Origin of the sequence: Pseudomonas sp. TE50-2 (genome assembly GCF_040813665.1) — a bacterium.
In the GTDB taxonomy this organism is placed as follows: Bacteria; Pseudomonadota; Gammaproteobacteria; order Pseudomonadales; family Pseudomonadaceae; genus Aquipseudomonas; species Aquipseudomonas soli.
In genome coordinates, this window is record NZ_JBFNXN010000001.1 from 3,816,471 (window position 1) to 3,833,844 (window position 17,374).

14 protein-coding genes, 1 other RNA gene and 1 pseudogene are annotated in these 17,374 nt (G+C 58.2%); 6 read left to right on the forward strand and 10 right to left on the reverse strand.

Going from position 1 to position 17,374, the window contains the following annotated elements:
• Positions 1 to 19: 19 nt before the first annotated feature.
• The 4 genes from AAHK21_RS17435 to AAHK21_RS17450 all read right to left on the reverse strand — a co-directional run bounded on the left by AAHK21_RS17435 (position 20) and on the right by AAHK21_RS17450 (position 3,771).
• Positions 20 to 1,495, reverse strand: coding sequence for a DUF726 domain-containing protein (locus AAHK21_RS17435; RefSeq protein ID WP_367857883.1), 1,476 nt, complete (start codon positions 1,493 to 1,495; stop codon positions 20 to 22).
• Positions 1,496 to 1,664: 169 nt separating this feature from the next.
• Entirely contained in the window at positions 1,665 to 3,035 is a 1,371-nt protein-coding gene (locus AAHK21_RS17440) for an N-6 DNA methylase (RefSeq protein WP_367857884.1), read from the reverse strand.
• On the reverse strand, positions 3,032 to 3,616 hold the full coding sequence (locus tag AAHK21_RS17445; RefSeq protein WP_367857885.1) for a restriction endonuclease subunit S: 585 nt from the start codon (positions 3,614 to 3,616) through the stop codon (positions 3,032 to 3,034). The genes AAHK21_RS17440 and AAHK21_RS17445 overlap by 4 nt, the downstream gene beginning before the upstream one ends.
• Positions 3,613 to 3,771 carry a hypothetical protein gene (locus AAHK21_RS17450; RefSeq protein WP_367857886.1) on the reverse strand — a complete coding sequence of 53 codons (159 nt, stop codon included), beginning with the start codon at positions 3,769 to 3,771 and terminating at the stop codon, positions 3,613 to 3,615. The genes AAHK21_RS17445 and AAHK21_RS17450 overlap by 4 nt, the downstream gene beginning before the upstream one ends.
• Positions 3,772 to 3,986: 215 nt before the next feature.
• On the opposite strand from AAHK21_RS17450, the pseudogene AAHK21_RS17455 reads away from it, so the two are divergent.
• The 6 genes and pseudogenes from AAHK21_RS17455 to AAHK21_RS17480 form a co-directional block, all read left to right on the forward strand.
• Positions 3,987 to 4,376, forward strand: a pseudogene (locus AAHK21_RS17455) (transposase); the annotation flags it as partial.
• A gap of 409 nt (positions 4,377 to 4,785) precedes the next feature.
• A complete protein-coding gene (locus AAHK21_RS17460; protein ID WP_367857887.1) occupies positions 4,786 to 6,519 on the forward strand; it encodes a type I restriction-modification system subunit M in 1,734 nt (577 codons plus the stop codon).
• On the forward strand, positions 6,509 to 7,834 hold the full coding sequence (locus tag AAHK21_RS17465) for a restriction endonuclease subunit S (RefSeq protein ID WP_367857888.1): 1,326 nt from the start codon (positions 6,509 to 6,511) through the stop codon (positions 7,832 to 7,834). The genes AAHK21_RS17460 and AAHK21_RS17465 overlap by 11 nt, the downstream gene beginning before the upstream one ends.
• Before the next feature lie 109 nt (positions 7,835 to 7,943).
• Positions 7,944 to 8,093 (forward strand): hypothetical protein, encoded by a 150-nt coding sequence (locus AAHK21_RS17470; RefSeq protein ID WP_367857889.1) that lies wholly within the window; start codon positions 7,944 to 7,946, stop codon positions 8,091 to 8,093.
• A 6-nt stretch (positions 8,094 to 8,099) separates the two neighbouring features.
• On the forward strand, positions 8,100 to 11,222 hold the full coding sequence (locus AAHK21_RS17475; protein WP_367857890.1) for a type I restriction endonuclease subunit R: 3,123 nt from the start codon (positions 8,100 to 8,102) through the stop codon (positions 11,220 to 11,222).
• 492 nt (positions 11,223 to 11,714) lie between these two features.
• Complete coding sequence (locus tag AAHK21_RS17480) at positions 11,715 to 11,963, forward strand: hypothetical protein (RefSeq protein WP_367857891.1); 249 nt, start codon at positions 11,715 to 11,717, stop codon at positions 11,961 to 11,963.
• Between the two features lie 48 nt (positions 11,964 to 12,011).
• Here the strand turns inward: AAHK21_RS17480 and ssrA are convergent.
• From ssrA to AAHK21_RS17510, 6 genes are all read right to left on the reverse strand, one after another.
• Positions 12,012 to 12,403, reverse strand: a transfer-messenger RNA (tmRNA) gene (gene ssrA, locus AAHK21_RS17485).
• A gap of 105 nt (positions 12,404 to 12,508) precedes the next feature.
• A complete protein-coding gene (locus tag AAHK21_RS17490; RefSeq protein WP_367857892.1) occupies positions 12,509 to 12,802 on the reverse strand; it encodes a hypothetical protein in 294 nt (97 codons plus the stop codon).
• 212 nt (positions 12,803 to 13,014) lie between these two features.
• Positions 13,015 to 14,370: an acetyl-CoA carboxylase biotin carboxylase subunit gene (gene accC, locus AAHK21_RS17495; protein ID WP_102684478.1), complete on the reverse strand. Its 1,356-nt coding sequence runs from the start codon at positions 14,368 to 14,370 to the stop codon at positions 13,015 to 13,017.
• Positions 14,371 to 14,387: 17 nt separating this feature from the next.
• Positions 14,388 to 14,852: an acetyl-CoA carboxylase biotin carboxyl carrier protein gene (gene accB / locus AAHK21_RS17500; protein ID WP_277502123.1), complete on the reverse strand. Its 465-nt coding sequence runs from the start codon at positions 14,850 to 14,852 to the stop codon at positions 14,388 to 14,390.
• Positions 14,853 to 14,953: 101 nt separating this feature from the next.
• Complete coding sequence (gene aroQ / locus AAHK21_RS17505; RefSeq protein ID WP_011535870.1) at positions 14,954 to 15,406, reverse strand: type II 3-dehydroquinate dehydratase; 453 nt, start codon at positions 15,404 to 15,406, stop codon at positions 14,954 to 14,956.
• A 177-nt stretch (positions 15,407 to 15,583) separates the two neighbouring features.
• Entirely contained in the window at positions 15,584 to 17,341 is a 1,758-nt protein-coding gene (locus AAHK21_RS17510; RefSeq protein WP_367857893.1) for a protein-disulfide reductase DsbD, read from the reverse strand.
• Between the last annotated feature and the right edge of the window lie 33 nt (positions 17,342 to 17,374).

A 17,374-nucleotide genomic window follows, 5' to 3' on the forward strand; every position in this document is an offset into this window, starting at 1 on the left:
GCCAGGCTGTGCGATGGCGTCAGAGCAAGCCTTCGTTGTTCAGCTTCAGACGCGCATAGAACAGGATCGCGACAGCGGGTATCAGCGCCGAATAGCCCGGTTTTACCGCGCTCTTCAGATTGGTCACCGCGGCCTTGATACGCTCGGTCGGGATCAGGTCGCTTAACGCTGACAGCGCCGAGGCCGAAGCGAGCGCGATTTCCGTGCTGCCGCTCGGCAAGGTCGAATCGCCTTTGCGATACGCAGGCGCGGGTGCCTCGGGCGTCGAGAAGTAAGAAGTCACGGTAAGGCTCGCAGCCAGCGCGTCGACCTGTTCGAAATAGCCTTGCTCGGTCATCGCCTCTAGGTGCTGGACGATATCCTGCCGCGATGCGAGCAGATGCTTTTCGCCGAATGAAGAGTGGAAGCACTTGCTGATCAGCAGCGCCTCCATTTCCACCACCTGGGCACAGTCGCGCAGCTCGTTAACCAGGCCATAGTGCTGCGCCAGCATGAGCAGGATCTGCACGTACTTGAGGCCCCGGCCCCGTGCCAGGTTGACCAGGCAGTGCCCTCCCAGCAGTTGGAGTTCCTGGGCCAACGGGTACAGCGCGGGCTCGGCTTCCAGCTTCGTCCAGCTGCTGCTGCGCAGGTGCTTGGCGACTTGACCGCGAATACGGTCGCTGGTCAGTTCGAGCAGGTCGTAGAGCAGGTGGTCGGTGACGACGGGGTCGGGGTCCTTGATGACCGGCTCAGGCTGATTCGAACGCGGCAGGCCGCCGGTGTAGCCGTGGAAGCGCGATTTGCGCAGTACCTTCTCCAAGTTTTCCCAGTAGTCGGTATGCCCGAAAGACTTCATGTGCACGTTCATGACGTCTTCGAAGTTGTCGATGGGCCGGCGGCCAATGCTGTCTTCCCCGAGATTCAACTGCAGGATGCGATCCTCCTCGGAGTAGGCGTTGTACAGCTTGCACTTGGTGCGTTGCCGGATGGCCTGCGCCTGCTCCGCGGACAGCTCGGCCGCGGCCGCCATCAACAGCACCTCGCCCACTTCGAGCCCTTCGTAATCAGGCTTGTCCAGCAAGTCGAGCAATGCACTGACCACGACCCTGCCGCCAAGCGAATGCCCGACCAGATTGACCTTCGACACGTACGGGTGATGCTTGATCAGATAGCGCTCCAGTTGCCCGAGCAGCTGTTTGCCCATATCGGTGGCGCGGTTGCGGCTCGAGTTGAAGTGCATGGCGCGATCAATCGCCGCGGCCCCAGCGCCGGCCAGCGCGTTGATCCGGGCGAGCGCCGCCACGCCACCGCTGGAGGCACTGTCGAACTGCGCCCAATGGCCGGAGGGCCAGAAGGCGAAGATGTTGATGCAATTGTGCAGGGACGTTGGAATGTACTTGCGCAGTTTGCAGCGGTCTTCCATGTCGTGGCCGGCCGAGTAACCGTGGATGAAGACGTTCGCGACCTCGCCGGAGCGGTGGGGGAGGGTGAGGAATTTGAAGTTGTGTTCCACGCGGTTGGCTCAGTCAATAATTAAATCAGCGAGTTTGTGGTGCTGTTGTGTCGATGTAAACTGCATTGCAGGTGATATGTAGGATTGTCCAGTGTTACTTGAATGGAAAATGCTTTAAGGGTGTTCGCCGTGCTGAGTGCTTTAGGGTGGATGTTTTATTTGTCCAGCGTTAGGGCATGGCATTACTGTCTAGTAGTTTTTTGAACTCAATTTGCAAATCTGCTAAGTTGGCCTCCAGCTCTAATTGTCTCCTGGTTAATTCCTCTAATGGTTCTCTCTGAACGTTCTGCGTGGTGAGATATCTTGCTGAGTTTAAATTGTAGTCATTCTTCTCGATTTCTTCCAGCGTAACAATCTTTGAGATACCTTCTAGATTTTCCCGGGAGTGATAAATATCTATGGCTGGTTTCAGGGCTGAGGTTATTGAGTCGGAAGGGCTGAGGTTATTATGCTTTCTTGCTTCGGTAACATCAATTAGTAGAATAGAGTTGCGCGAAGTGGCTGATTTTCTAAGTACAAGAATGGCTGTCGGAATCGCAGTGTTTTTTAGCAGTCCAGGAGGTAAATAAATGATTGAGTCGATGATGCCAGCTCGAACGATATTTTCTCGAATATCACCCTCTGCTCCCCCCCGAAAAAGCACACCATGAGAGACCAGTACAGCAGCTCTTCCTCCCGGTTTAAGCGATTTAATAATCATCTGTATAAATGCATAATCAGCATTGTTTACAGGGGGGGAGCCAAAGTCAAAATAGCTGAAGGAGTCTTTAGGTGTGTAAGTTCCTACAGTCATGGAGAATGGAGGGTTGGCGAGTACGATGTCGTAAGTAGAGTCCTCGACCGTGCGGAGTGAGTCAGACAGACTAATATCACTGTCGAGAATGCCATGTACAATGCAGTTGATTTTTGCAATTCTTGTGGCGGATATATTTATATCTCGTCCGTAAATTTTGACAGGCTCGCTGTTGTTGTTTTCAAGAGCTTTAGTGTGCGCGGATATTAGGAAGCCACCGGACCCGCAAGTAGGATCATATACGCTCTCTCCGGCGTTTGGCTCGACGATCCCTACCATCATATCGACTACTTCACGAGGTGTGTAGGCTTCGTCGGCCCTCTTTCCTAGTACCTCAGAAAAATTTTGAATAATTTGCTCGAAATGTTGCCCGCCGGAATCAGCTGTTTCAATACTCGACACTAGGTAGTGCAGCTTTAAGCATGCATCTACTAGCGGCTGTGTGAAGTTCTTCTCAAGTCGTGAGAGTAGTGGTTTTATGCTATCTAGGAGACCTAGTTCATTATTGTATGCATGATCAATGGTCTCTGCTGCATGCAATAAATTACCAGCCATGCTAGCTTCGCCATGAATAAGTATAGGCCGTACTAAGTCTGCCCGGCTATCGTGATTGTGCGGTCGAAGGGCGACGAAATAAACGAAAAATACGCTTATGACGAAATCCCGAAGCTCTAGAGTATCTAGCCCAGTGTTGGCTCGAAGTTCTGATATGATGGAGTTTATGTAAGGGCGGTCAGAGTTATTCATGAGTCTTCCCTCAATAGTTTGCTGCAAAAAGCGTCAAGGATTTTTTCGCCATTGTTAGTCAGCGATTGGAGAACTAACTTCTGGGCTTGCCAGTTGTTATAAGATTTTCCTATCCTATCCTGAACTTTCAGGCTGGGCATGGGGATCTGGAGGTTGGCTAGATCTCTTAAGCCAATGTTGGATATTGCAGTGCCAGCTTTTAGGCGTGATATTTGAGTGCGTCCCTCACTCGAGTTGAGGTACCAGCAAATGAACGCAGGATCAACACCGCCGCTAGGTGAACTAAGTATGGCGACTTGGTTCGTTGTGATAACGAGGGTATCATCAGGTAGTGTGATCAGAGCTGCTTCAATTCTATTCCCGCGCAGAGGAATAAGTATGTCACCGGACTCTAAAATATTTTTTGCTTTGCCTGGCTCCAGATCAGCGAAGGGGAGAGTTGAAAAGTCTACGCCTCCCTCACGGATATCCTTGATCTGGACTACTTTGTAGCCGTCGATACGACCAGTGTCCTCTGCCTTACCTCTGAAGGTATGACCTGCACGGACATCCATCAAATCGGATAGTTTTTGGATATTCACTGAAATATTCCCGCTTTTATAGGCTGCCGCAAATGAGATTTTACCTCAATTGAGACGCTGGAGCCTGTGTTAGGTGTGGTGTGCTGGTAGGAGAGACTAAAATCCTGAAATAGCCACAGCCAAGGTAAAATCAGGCAGAGCTTCGCTTTTTTCATGTGTCCCTCCTAGGTGTTAGGTTAGCAGTACCGCCAGTACTGCTTTGTTGTCGCAACTATAGGCACCTCCTTGTGCAGTGTCAACAGTACTAGTGGTACTGCACTCGTGCAGTCGCAGGCTTTAGCTTCATGATGAAAACCCTTGAAACCTGACCGAAGCCTCTGGAGGCCTGATTTTTCGTAGAGTTCTCGCCTTTTAGGTGAAGGATTCTGCCATGTCCAAGCGGTACGAATTTTCCGGCGCAGCATGGGAGATTGATCGCTGATCTTTTCGCCGTACGTCGGCGTACTGGGCGTCCAAGAGTTGACGATCGCCTGCTGCTCAACGGCGTGTTGTGGGTGCTGTGCTCCGGTGCAGCCTGGCGGGACATGCCTGAACGGCTCGGGCCTTGATCGACGGTCTACCGGGGATTTCGAGACTGGTGAAACCAAGGAGCCTTCAACAAGATGCTCAAGCGGTTACACCTCAAGATCAATGCACAGGGCCTGATTGGCTTGAACACCTAGCGCACCGATTCAACAGCGATAAGGGCTAGCCGGGCCTTTGCCGGTGCAGGCAAAAAGGGGCTGAAGAACCAACGGAGCACGCACTTGGACAAAGCAGGGTGCAAGGCAACTTTGACGCATCCTTGATTCAGGATTTCTTGGTCAGCGGGTTTTTATACCCAGCGATATGTCAATTATGTGTACGGATTGTTCATCGCAGCATTTGCAAATGCGGGCGTTCTCGCTAGCTGAGGCGTGCCTAGCGCAGTATCGCCAGCGGGGTATGCCTGGATTGTTTACCTGTGAGCTTGTCCAGTCTTGGCGCTGGAAGCTCAACGGCCTACTGTGCCCGGAAGTTTGTGCAGTAGGTTACATATGACGAAGCAGCTGTTGTGTCTCTGATGCCAAGGCGGTTGAGCGAAGAGCGATCCGCCCCGGTATCATGCAGCCAACTTCGGCCTGCCCTCTGTGGTCGGGCTTTCATTTTTTACCGCGCAACTCATCTGCGTCGAAGCTAGGGAATAGTCCATGTCGGATCAAAAAGGTACCGAACAGGCCGCCAGCAGTCTCGCTGAACAGGCACTCAAGCAGGCTCGCACCCGCTTGGCGCCGAGCGAAGCCGGGGCCGAGCCAGAAGCGGAACCGGTGAAAAAGAAGCGCGGGCGCAAGGCTGCTGTCAGCGCCACCAGCAACACCCTGCAGGATCTGGAAAAGACCCTATGGGCCACCGCCGACAAGCTGCGCGCCAACATGGACGCTGCCGAGTACAAGCACATCGTTCTTGGCCTGATCTTCCTCAAGTACATCTCCGACAGCTTCGCCGGCCGCCGCGCCGAGCTGGAGCGCCGCTTTGCCGATGCTGCCGATGATTACTACCTGGGCAGCGACGATCCCGAATACCTGGCTGGGGAACTGGAAGAGCGCGACTACTATAGAGAAGTCAACGTGTTCTGGGTGCCGGAAGCGGCTCGTTGGGAATCGCTCCGGGCCGCCGCCAAGCAGGTCGACATTGGCAAGCTTATCGATGAGGCGCTAGCCTCCATCGAAGCGGAAAACCCGTCGCTGAAGAACATCCTGGACAAGCGCTATGCCCGCGTCCAGTTGCCGGATGGCAAGCTCGGCGAGTTGGTCGACCTTGTCTCGACCATTGGTTTCGGCGGCGACGCCAACGTCGCCCGCGATCTGCTCGGTCAGGTCTATGAATACTTCCTCGGCCAGTTCGCCAGCGCCGAAGGCAAAAAAGGTGGCCAGTTCTACACCCCGGCGAGCATCGTCAAGACCCTGGTAGCCGTGCTCAACCCGCACCACGGTAAGGTCTACGACCCGTGCTGTGGCTCGGGCGGCATGTTCGTGCAGTCGGAAAAGTTCATCGAGGCCCACGGCGGCAAGCTGGGGGACGTGTCGATCTACGGCCAGGAATCCAACCCGACCACCTGGCGCCTAGCGGCCATGAACCTGGCCATCCGCGGCATCGATTTCAATCTTGGCAAAGAGCCGGGTGATACCTTCGTGCGCAACCAGCACAGCGACCTGCGTGCCGACTTCGTCCTGGCCAACCCGCCGTTCAATGTCAGCGACTGGTGGCATAAGAGCCTCGATGGCGATCCGCGCTGGGTATATGGCACACCGCCCGCCGGCAACGCCAACTACGCCTGGCTGCAGCACATGCTGTTCCACCTCAAGCCCAGCGGCCGCGCCGGTATCGTCCTGGCCAACGGTTCGATGAGCTCCAGCCAGAACACGGAGGGCGACATCCGCAAAGCCATGGTTGAGGCCGATGTGGTCGAGGTGATGGTCGCGCTGCCCGGCCAGTTGTTCTTCAACACGCAGATCCCGGCCTGCCTGTGGTTCCTGGCCAAGCAGAAGAGCAAACGCCCGGGCGAAGTGCTGTTTATCGATGCGCGTAAGCTCGGTACCAATATCAGCCGAGTGCAGATCGAGCTGCTGGACAGCGATATCGAACGCATCGCGCAGACAGTGGCCAACTGGCGTGGCGAGCCGCTGGACGTCGGTGGTGAGATCGCGGAATACGCTGATATTGCTGGATTCTGCCGCAGCGTGACGCTGGCGGAAATCGCCGAACATAGCCATGTGCTGACCCCGGGCCGCTATGTCGGGGCCGAGGCGGTCGAGGACGACGATGAGGCCTTTGCCGAGAAAATGCAGCGCCTGACCGCGCTGCTGGGTGGGCAGATGGCCAAAGGGGCCGAGCTTGACCAGTTGATCCGGCAGCAACTCGGAGGGCTGGGCTATGACTTTTGAGCACAACCGCTTTGGTGATTTATTCTCTGAACCGCAGCGAAATGGACTAACGCGCCCCAAGAAGGTTCGCGGCCAGGGTTTCCCCATGGTCAATATGGGAGAGTTGTTTGCGCACAGTCGAATCAAAGATCTCGAAATGGATCTCGTCCCAGTAAACGAAGAGAAGGAACAGCAGTTTTTCCTAAAAGACGGCGACCTCCTTTTTGCACGGCAATCTTTGGTGGTAGCCGGTGCAGGTCAATGCTCAATTTTTCTTGGAAATAATACTCCAACAGTTTTTGAGTCCCACCTTATTCGCTGTCGTCTAGATCTTAATAAATTCAATCCTAATTTTTATTTTTACTTTTTTCGCTCTCCTAATGGGCGAATGGCGATGGAGACTATAGTCGAACAAGGCGCAGGAGCTTCTGGAATTCGTGGAAGTGATTTGGTCAACCTTCAGGTGCCGACGCCATCGAAAAACTACCAGGATGAGGCATCTAGTTTATTAGTCAAAATAGATGACCGAATCGCTCTGCTACGCGAAACCAACGCGACTCTAGAAGCCATTGCCCAGGCGCTGTTCAAATCCTGGTTTGTCGATTTCGACCCGGTACGGGCCAAGGCCGAAGGGCTTGAGCCAGAAATCATGGACACAGCCACCGCGGCGCTGTTTCCCGACAGTTTCGAAGAGTCAGCGCTGGGACTGGTGCCAAGGGGGTGGCAGATCGGCTCAATACTCGATATCGCAAACCTGTTAAGCGGTGGCACTCCCAAGACAGATCGTGCTGAATTCTGGGGAGGGGCTATTCCATGGGCTAGCGCGAAAGACGTCTCTCAGTCGTCTAATTCGATTCTGACTGGGACTGAGCGCACTATTACGACTCTCGGGGTTCAAAAAAGTGCTACCAAGATGATTCCAGCATTTAGCACGGTGGTTGTGGCGCGAGGCGCCACAACGGGTCGCATGGTTATGTTTGGTACATCAATGGCTATGAACCAGACTTGCTATGCATTGGAATCTAAGGCCGGCACACCAATTTCCCTCTATTTAATCTTAAAGAAAGAGATTGATGCGCTTACACAGAAAGCGCATGGGTCTGTATTCGATACGATTACAACGAGTACTTTTTCCGCGTCAAAAACATTGCTGATCCCGGATGCATTACTGGCTTGTTTTGAGCATGTTGCAGAACCGTTATTTTACCGCATGCTCGCTGGTACTCAACAAGCCCAAACCCTCACCCAGCTCCGCGACACCCTGCTGCCGCGCCTGATCTCCGGCCAGCTGCGCCTGCCGGAAGCCGAGGCGCAGATCGAAGCGGTGTGCGCATGAGCCGTCAGGGACTCCGGCGCTCCCTGAAGGCTATACCGACTGGCTGACTTAGCTGTAAGACGACAAGCCCACCATTGGCCTGCTGCTGTGCAAGCAGCAGAATCGCCTGGTGGCCGAATACGCGCTCACCGGTATCGACAAACCCATCGGCGTCGCCGAATACCAACTCTTGCGCGATTTGCCCGAAACCTTGGGCCGCAACCTCCCTAGCATTGCCGAAATCGAGGCGGAGCTGGCCGGAGAAGGACACAGGAAGTGAAGTGGAATGACCGAAGACCAATTGGAACAGGAAACCCTCGGTTGGCTGGAAGAGGTGGGCTACCGTCATGTGTATGGCCCAACTATAGCCTATGACGGTGAGAACCCGGAGCGTGACAACTACCGTCAGGTGCTCCTAATAGAGCGCTTGCGCAGCGCGATTGCCAAGCTCAACCCCACGGTACCGCTGGCCGTGCGGGAGGATGCTCTCAAGCAGGTGCAAGAGCTGGGCCTGCCGGTTCAGCTGTCGGCCAACCGCTTATTCCACCGCCTGTTGGTCAGTGGCGTGCCGGTGCAGTATCAGAAAGACGGTGAAACCCGTGGCGACTTCGTGCGCCTGATCGACTGGGTCGAGGTGAAGGCCAACGATTGGCTGGCCGTCAACCAGTTCAGTATCCAGGGGCCGAAACATACCCGGCGCCCGGACATCATCCTGTTCGTCAACGGCCTGCCATTGGTGCTGCTGGAACTCAAGAATCCGGTGGATGTGAAGGCCGACCTGGGCAAAGCCTTCGATCAGATCCAGACTTACAAGGAGCAGATCCCGGATCTGTTCCAGTACAACGAAATCCTGGTGATTTCTGACGGTAGCGAAGCGCGGATGGGCTCCCTGTCCGCCGACGCCGAGCGGTTCATGAACTGGCGCACCATTGACGGTCAGGCTCTTGATCCGTTGGGCCAGTTCAACGAACTGGAGACCCTGGTGCGCGGTGCCTTGGCCCCGCCGATGCTGCTTGATTACCTGCGCTACTTCGTACTGTTCGAGGATGACGGCCGGCTGGTGAAGAAGATTGCTGGCTACCACCAGTTTCACGCCGTGCGCGCCGCCATTGGCCAGGTAGTTAGCGCCTCGCGCCCCGGCGGCAGCCACAAAGGCGGAGTGGTCTGGCACACCCAGGGTTCGGGCAAGAGCATCACCATGACCTGCTTCGCCGCCCGGGTGATGCAGGAAGCAGGAATGGAAAACCCAACCATCGTGGTGATTACCGACCGCAACGACCTGGACGGCCAGTTGTTCGGAGTGTTCTCTCTGTCTCAGGATCTACTGCGCGAACAGCCCGTCCAAGTGGAGTCACGCGGTGACTTACGCCGCAAGCTGGCCAATCGGCCGAGCGGCGGTATTGTCTTCGCCACCATCCAGAAATTCATGCCTGGTGTGGACGAAGACACCTTCCCGGTGCTGTCCGAGCGCCCGAACATCGTGGTCATCGCCGACGAGGCGCACCGCACTCAGTACGGATTTGGTGCCGAGCTGAAAACCTCGGAGGTACTGCAGGCCGCCGAGAGCCGAACCCGTTACCAAGTGGGCTATGCCCAGCACCTGCGCGATGCGCTACCGAACGCCACCTTCGTGGCCTTTACTGGCACCCCGGTATCCAGCGAAGACCGCGACACCCGCTCGGTTTTCGGTGAATACATCCACATCTACGATATGCAGCAGGCGACTGAAGACGGTGCGACCGTTGCCATCTACTACGAGTCGCGTCTGGCCAAGCTGTCCTTGAAAGAGAGTGAGCTGCCAGCGATTGACGAGCAGGTCGATGAACTGGCCGAAGATGAGGAGGACGACCAGCAGGCCAAACTGAGAAGTCGTTGGGCCGCCCTGGAGCGAGTGGTTGGTGCAGAACCACGTGTTCGTAGCGTGGCCGCTGACCTGGTCAAGCATTTCGAGGAACGTAATCAGGGCATGGTGAGTGTGGGGCAGATGCCCGGCAAAGCGATGGTGGTGGCCATGAGCCGCGATATCTGTGTGCACCTGTACAACGAAATTGTCGCCTTGCGTCCTGAGTGGCACGACGACGATCCAGAGAAAGGCGCGATCAAGATCATCATGACCGGCAGCGCCTCGGACAAGGCCTTGCTACGGCCGCACATCTATTCCGGCCAGGTCAAAAAACGCTTGGAAAAACGCTTCAAGGATCCCCTAGACCCGCTCAAGTTGGTGATCGTTCGTGATATGTGGCTGACTGGCTTCGATGCGCCGTGCGTTCACACCCTTTACGTGGACAAACCGATGAAGGGTCACAACCTGATGCAGGCCATAGCCCGGGTAAACCGCGTATTCAAGGACAAGCAGGGCGGTTTGGTGGTGGATTACATCGGCATCGCCAATGAGCTGAAAGCTGCACTTAAGGAATACACCGGCAGTAAGGGCAAGGGCCGACCTACCGTGGATGCCCATGAGGCCTATGCAGTGCTGGAGGAGAAGCTCGACGTCCTGCGTAGCCTGCTGCATGGCTTCGACTACAGCGATTTTCTCTCCGGCGGGCACAAGCTGCTGGCTGGCGCCGCCAACCATGTGTTGGGCCTGAAAGACGGCAAGAAGCGGTTTGCCGACAACGCACTGGCCATGAGCAAAGCTTTCACCCTGTGCTGCACCTTGGATGAAGCCAAGGCCGTTCGCGAGGAAGTGGCGTTCTTCCAGGCGATCAAGGTGATCCTAATCAAGCGTGAAGTCAGTCAGCAGAAAAAGACAGACGAAGAACGTGAATTGGCCATCCGCCAGATTATCGGCAATGCGGTGGCCTCCGGTGAGGTGGTAGATATCTTCGAGGCAGTGGGCCTGGACAAGCCCAATATCGGCCTGCTCGATGATGCGTTTCTTGCCGAGGTGCGCAACCTGCCGGAGAAGAACCTAGCGGTCGAACTATTGGAGCGCTTGCTTGAAGGTGAAATCAAAAGTCGTTACAGCACTAACCTGACGCAGGAGAAAAAATTCTCTGAACTGTTGGCCAATGTGATCAAACGTTACCAAAACCGCTCAATTGAAACCGCTCAGGTCATTGAAGAATTAATCGAGATGGCCAAGAAGTTCGCTGCCGCTAGTCTGCGTGGCAATGCCTTGGGGCTCAACGATGACGAACTGGCGTTCTACGATGCCTTGGCCAAGAACGAGGCCTCGGTACGCGAGCTGGGCGATGAGATCCTGGCCAAAATCGCCCTCGAGCTGACCGCCAGCCTGCGGGCTAACGTCAGCGTTGATTGGAACAGCCGCGAAAGCGTACGGGCCAAACTACGCATTCTGGTGCGGCGGATCCTGCGTAAGTACAAATATCCGCCTGATCAGGAGGAAGGGGCTACGCAGCTGATCCTAAATCAAGCCGAAACGCTCTGTGAGGCGTGGTTTTAGTTCAGGACCCATTAGTGCCACATCGGTCGCCTCAGGGTGCTTAGTGGTCTTTTAGGAAATTTCCTTCCACGCTAGCGGTTGCGAACAGATCCGCCTTAAGGCTACAGTCCCCAAGTCGCAGCAAAATCCGCGACCAGGTGTAGGAACCTGCTGGTAAACTTGGCGCACGCACTAGGCGCCCCATTGCAACGGCTGGCGCCTTTTTTGCGCTCGCTGTGATGTCATGGCGGCTGTGTGTGGGCAGGCTTCGGCCTGGCCGGGTTCCAAGTTTCCCGGTATTCCTACCCCATGCACAGCTGCCACCCAATCCCGTAGGAAGGACCGTGGTAGCTCCAAATCGCAAACTTGGAGTCTCATGCATGCTTACTCGCATTCTGAGCAGGATCCCCGCATCCGCTCTCCGCCGCCCAACCCCTGCGGCCACCCCATCCCCAATGTTTTACCCGATCGACAGCCAATCCCTCGCCGAACGCGCCAAGCGGGAGGTGTCCCATGGCTGACCGTGAACGCCTGTCTACCCTCCAAAGCTACGTCTGGACGCTCGAGCTGCTAGGCGAGGCGCTGGTCCAGCATGACGAGGTGCTGGAGTGCGAGCACAACCCGCAACTGAGCTTCCGCAACACAGCGGGCATTCACCAGGCGATCCGAATCATCAGCCGGCTGGCCAGCGAGCAGTTCGCCAAGCTGGAGGCGATGAAGGAGGAGGGGAAAGGTGATGGCGTGCTGCCGCCGAGGCACTGAATCCCAGGCATAAAAAAAGACGCCCTAGGGCGTCTTCTTCTTCGGATTTGGTGGAGCCGGGGGGATTTGAACCCCCGTCCGCCAGTACTCCGCTGTCGGTACTACATGCTTAGCCGTGTCTACTGATTTAATCCGCAGCCGCCCGACGGGCAGGGTGCTTTGGATGAGTTGGGTAAGTTTTAGTCGCTTCGCCCCCAACGTGCTGCACGACGATCCTGTTCTGTATGACAATCATTTCGGGTTTACAGGCATCCCCTGATGATTGCTGGAGCCGAAGCTACCAGGAGAGCGGGCTCAGCTGCTTACGCAGCGAGAGCGTAGCCCTCGTAGTTTTCGTCATTGGCAACTATAGAAAGTTGCAACAGTGGATTTACGAGTTCTGTTACCAACTCGGCATGCACCTAGAGTTTCGCTACCGGCGTCGAATCCTAATCGGCCCCACACTCAGCTCTAGCTGAACGTGCCTTTCAGCACGCAAGGGCGAGTATACGCGCTTACGCGGGCGACGTCGACAGAAGGTTCGGCCGCCCGCGTGCGCGCAGGGCCTAGGTGCCGCTGCCACCGGCCGAGCCGCTGCCTTTCTCAGTCTTTTCCAGACGCTCGAGCACTTTGCTGGTGATGGCGATGCATTCCTTGGTATCGCCTTTCGCCTGGGCGGCCTTGGCCTCGTCCACGTGCTCGGTGATGGCCTTGTCCAGGCCTTCGGAGGTGGCGCCGGCGGTAGCCATGCTGTCGTCGATCTTCTGCAGGTTCATGGCGCACAAATCGTCGGCGGCGAATACAGGCGAGGCCAGCAGGGTGGCGGCCGCGAACAGGGCGGATAGCGCAGTACCTTTCATGGGAGTCTCCTCGTGAGGCCTCGGGAAGGTGGGCCTGATTGGTGGACTGCGTGGGTTTGGGCGGGGTTCCATTGGGTTGTCGCCCCCTGCATCGCGGGGCAAGCCCGCTCCCACGTGTACGGATCACCCACGCCTTGCGCTTGCGGGGTTTTGGCACGCGCAAATAAAAAGCCCCGGCACGGGGCCGGGGCTCTTTCATCACGCTAACGCGATCACTCCTGGTTGGCCAGTTTGTGCTCGAGGTAGTGGATGTTGACGCCGCCTTTGCAGAAACCTTCATCACGCACCAGGTCGCGGTGCAGCGGGATGTTGGTCTTGATGCCGTCGACGACGATCTCGTCCAGGGCATTGCGCATGCGCGCCATGGCTTCGTCGCGGTCCTTGCCGTAGGTGATCAGCTTGCCGATCAACGAATCGTAGTTCGGCGGAACCGAGTAGCCGCTGTACAGGTGCGAATCGACGCGTACGCCGTTGCCGCCCGGGGCGTGGAAGTGCTTCACCTTGCCTGGGCTCGGGATGAACTTCTTCGGGTCTTCGGCGTTGATCCGGCACTCCAGCGAGTGGCCGCGGATCACTACGTCTTCCTGGCGGAACGACAGCTTGTTGCCAGCGGCGATGCTGAGCATCTCCTTGACGATGTCGATACCGGTGACCATTTCCGAAACCGGGTGCTCCACCTGAACACGGGTGTTCATTTCGATGAAGTAGAAACGGCCGTTCTCGTACAGGAACTCGAAGGTACCGGCACCGCGGTAGCCGATCTCGATGCACGCGTCGACGCAACGCTTGAAGACTTCCTGGCGGGCCTTCTCGTCGATGCCCGGGGCCGGGGCTTCTTCCAGCACCTTCTGGTGACGGCGCTGCAGCGAGCAGTCACGGTCGCCCAGGTGCACGGCATTGCCCTGGCCGTCGGACAGGACCTGCACTTCCACGTGGCGTGGGTTGGTCAGGAACTTCTCCAGGTAGACCATCGGGTTGCCGAACGCGGCACCGGCTTCGGTGCGGGTCAGCTTGGCCGATTCGATCAGGTCTTCTTCCTTGTGCACCACACGCATGCCGCGACCACCACCGCCACCGGCGGCCTTGATGATCACCGGGTAACCCACCTCGCGGGCGATCGCCAGCGCGGTTTCCGGGTCTTCCGGCAGCGGGCCGTCGGAGCCCGGTACGGTCGGCACGCCCGACTTGATCATCGCGTCCTTGGCCGACACCTTGTCGCCCATCAGGCGGATGGTGTCGGCTTTCGGGCCGATGAAGATGTAGCCGGAGTTTTCCACCTGCTCGGCGAAATCGGCGTTTTCCGCAAGGAAGCCGTAGCCCGGGTGGATGGCGGTAGCGCCTGTCACTTCGGCGGCGGCGATGATCGCCGGGATGTGCAGGTAGGATTCCTTGGACGATGCAGGGCCGATGCAGACCGATTCGTCTGCCAGGCCCAGGTGCATCAGTTCACGGTCGGCCGTGGAGTGCACGGCGACGGTCTTGATGCCCAGCTCTTTGCAGGCACGCAGGATCCGCAGGGCAATTTCCCCGCGGTTGGCGATCAGAACTTTTTCGAGCTTCCCAGACATCGTTGGCTCTCCGCGAATCAAACGATGGTGAACAGCGGCTGGTCGAACTCAACCGGCTGGCCGTCTTCTACCAGGATGGCGTCGATCACACCGCCGATATCGGATTCGATGTGGTTCATCATCTTCATGGCTTCGACGATGCACAGGGTGTCGCCTTTCTTCACGGCCTGGCCGACTTCTGCGTAGTTCGGCGAAGTTGGCGAAGGCTTGCGGTAGAAGGTGCCGACCATCGGCGAACGCACCACGGTGCCTTTCAGGGCAGGTGCGGCGGCAGCGGTTTCAGCGGCCGGGGCGGCAGCGGCGGCAACCGGGGCAGCGGCAGGCGCGGCAGCCATTGGCGCGGGTGCGTAGAACTGCTGGGCGGCCGGGGTCTTGCTGTGACGGCTGATGCGAACGGACTCTTCGCCTTCCTTGATCTCCAGTTCGTCGATGCCGGACTCTTCCAGCAGTTCGATCAGCTTTTTGACTTTACGGATATCCATTAATCAGCAACTCCCAAGGTTCGGTCGGGGACGTATTTTTAAAACGTGTCGAAAACGTTTCTTCATGAGCCTCGGCCCGAAGGGGCCAAGGCCTTGTGTCATCAGGGCTGTGCGTTGGCAGCCAGGTGTTCCAGCGCGGATTCCAGGGCCAACCGGTAACCGGTGGCTCCGAGGCCGCAGATCACCCCTACGGCAACATCCGAAAAGTAGGAGTGGTGACGGAACGGCTCGCGTTTGTGCACGTTGGAAAGGTGCACTTCGATGAATGGGATGCTCACCGCGAGCAATGCGTCACGTAATGCGACGCTGGTGTGGGTGAAAGCGGCCGGATTGATCAGGATGAAGTCCACGCCTTCGTTGCGCGCGGCATGGATGCGGTCGATCAATTCGTACTCGGCATTGCTCTGCAGGTATTGCAGATGGTGGCCGGCGGCGCGGGCGCGCTGCTCCAGGTCCTGATTGATCTGGGCCAGGGTGGCGGCGCCGTAGTGCCCCGGTTCGCGGGTCCCGAGCAGGTTCAGGTTGGGGCCGTGCAGCACCAATAGGGTTGCCATCTGCGATTCCTTGGTTTTGTAGGGCAATTCGACATAGCGCGGCGACTATGCCGCAACAGGCGCTGAGTGTCCAGTTCCCGGCAATAGCCAGCACGATGTCCGAGATTCACGCAAAGTATGTGACCGGATGATTAACTTTGGTCACTCGCCAGCGGATTTTTCAGAGGCTGCGGGAAGTTATAGACCGAGTTGGCCGCGCACGCGCGCCACAACCTGGGCAAAATCGCCGGCGTTTATCTCGCCAATCACCCGATCGCTGGTCATTTCGCTGCCGTTCGCCGCAAAGAACATCAACGCGGGCGGGCCGAACAGGCGGTAGCGGTCGAGCAGGGCGCGTTGTTCGGCATTGCTTTCGGTGATGTCGAAGCGCAGCAGGCGGAAGGCGCCGAGTTGCGCCTCGACCTGCGGCGCGTTGAGCACCTCGTGCTCGATTACTTTGCAGCTGATGCACCAGTCGGCGTACCAGTCGAGCAGCACTGGCTGGCCGGCAGCCTTTGCCTCGGCCAGGGCCGCATCGAGGGCGGCGGGGCTGGTGAGGGTTTGCCAAGCGTCGGCCTTGGCCGCTGCGGGGCTGCCGGCCACGGTAGGTGGCGGCAGCGGGCGCAGTGGGTCGCCCTGGCCGCTCAGGGCGCCATACCAGCAGGCCAGGGCGTAGACCAGCAGCGCCAGGCCGAGCAATTGCGCCAGGCGCTGGCGCGCGGTTTTCACCACGAATTCCAGGGCGCCGAGGAACAGCGCCACGCCGGCGGCCAGCAGGCCGATCAGCAGCAGGGTGACGGGCCCCGGCAGCACACGGCTGAGCAGGCCGATGGCCAGGCCCAGCAGCAGTACGCCAATGGCGTTTTTCACCGTGTTCATCCACGGGCCGCTCTTCGGCAGCCAAGCTGCGCCACCGGTGGCCACCAGCAGCAGCGGGGCACCCATGCCCAGGCCCAGGGCGAACAGTTTCAGCGCGCCACCCACCGCATCGCCGCTGGCGCTGATGTACAGCAGCGCACCGGCCAACGGCGCCGATACGCAAGGTGAAACCAGCAAGCTCGACAGCACGCCCAGCACCGCCGCACCCAGCAGCGAACCGCCGCGAGTGTGGTTGGCGACCTTCTCCAGGCGGTTGCCCAGGGCCTGGGGCAGCTTGATTTCGAACAGCCCGAACATGGCCAGGGCGAACAGCACGAAGAACGCGGCGAACGGCACCAGCACCCAGGCCGACTGCAGGCGCGCCTGCAGGTTCAGGCCGGCGCCGAACAGGCCCATCAGGGCGCCGAGCACGGCGAAGCTCGCCGCCATCGGCAGCACGTAGGCCAGCGACAGCGACAGCCCGCGCAGGCCGCCGACCTGGCCGCGCAGCACCACTCCGGAGAGGATCGGCAGCATCGGCAGCACGCACGGGGTGAAGGTCAGGCCGACACCGGCGAGGAAGAACAGCAGCAGCGACTTCCAGGTCCAGCCCTGCTCGGCGCTTGCCAGCAGCGGGGCGCCTTCGCCTTCGATGCTCAGCCGTTCGGTTTCCGGCGGATAGCACAGGCCCTTGTCGGCGCAGCCCTGGTAACCCACCAGCAGGGTGAAGGCACGCGGGTCGTTGCGCGGCAGTTCGATGTGGAGCACGCCGTGGTACACCTCGACATCGCCGAAGAACTCGTCGTGCTTGGCCTCGCCCTGGGGGATGTTCGGTGCGCCGAGCTTGATGTCCGCAGGCTCGGTGCGGAACTGGAAGCGGTGGCGGTAGAGGTAGTAGCCGTCGGTGGCGATGAAGCGCAGCTTGACGGTCTGGGCGTCGGCCTCGATCAGGCTGAGCTTGAAGGCTTCGTGCACCGGTAGGAAGTCGGCGCTGTTGGACGCGGCGCCGAGGGTGGCGCTGGGGCGGTTGTCGAGCAGGCCGCTGGCGAACGCAGGGCTGGCCAGCAGCAGGAACAACAGGAAAAACAGGCGGCGCATGGCGGACTCGCGAGGTGGAACGTGGCGGGCATG

Bases quoted from the DNA above. Each gene is read 5' to 3' on its own strand.
- AAHK21_RS17490 (WP_367857892.1), bottom strand. From the start codon at position 12,802: ATGAAAGGTACTGCGCTATCCGCCCTGTTCGCGGCCGCCACCCTGCTG.
- AAHK21_RS17440 (WP_367857884.1), bottom strand. From the start codon at position 3,035: ATGAATAACTCTGACCGCCCTTACATAAACTCCATCATATCAGAACTT.
- AAHK21_RS17510 (WP_367857893.1), bottom strand. From the start codon at position 17,341: ATGCGCCGCCTGTTTTTCCTGTTGTTCCTGCTGCTGGCCAGCCCTGCG.
- AAHK21_RS17480 (WP_367857891.1), top strand. From the start codon at position 11,715: ATGGCTGACCGTGAACGCCTGTCTACCCTCCAAAGCTACGTCTGGACG.
- AAHK21_RS17465 (WP_367857888.1), top strand. From the start codon at position 6,509: ATGACTTTTGAGCACAACCGCTTTGGTGATTTATTCTCTGAACCGCAG.
- AAHK21_RS17460 (WP_367857887.1), top strand. From the start codon at position 4,786: ATGTCGGATCAAAAAGGTACCGAACAGGCCGCCAGCAGTCTCGCTGAA.
- accC (WP_102684478.1), bottom strand. From the start codon at position 14,370: ATGTCTGGGAAGCTCGAAAAAGTTCTGATCGCCAACCGCGGGGAAATT.
- AAHK21_RS17475 (WP_367857890.1), top strand. From the start codon at position 8,100: ATGACCGAAGACCAATTGGAACAGGAAACCCTCGGTTGGCTGGAAGAG.
- accB (WP_277502123.1), bottom strand. From the start codon at position 14,852: ATGGATATCCGTAAAGTCAAAAAGCTGATCGAACTGCTGGAAGAGTCC.
- aroQ (WP_011535870.1), bottom strand. From the start codon at position 15,406: ATGGCAACCCTATTGGTGCTGCACGGCCCCAACCTGAACCTGCTCGGG.
- AAHK21_RS17450 (WP_367857886.1), bottom strand. From the start codon at position 3,771: ATGAAAAAAGCGAAGCTCTGCCTGATTTTACCTTGGCTGTGGCTATTT.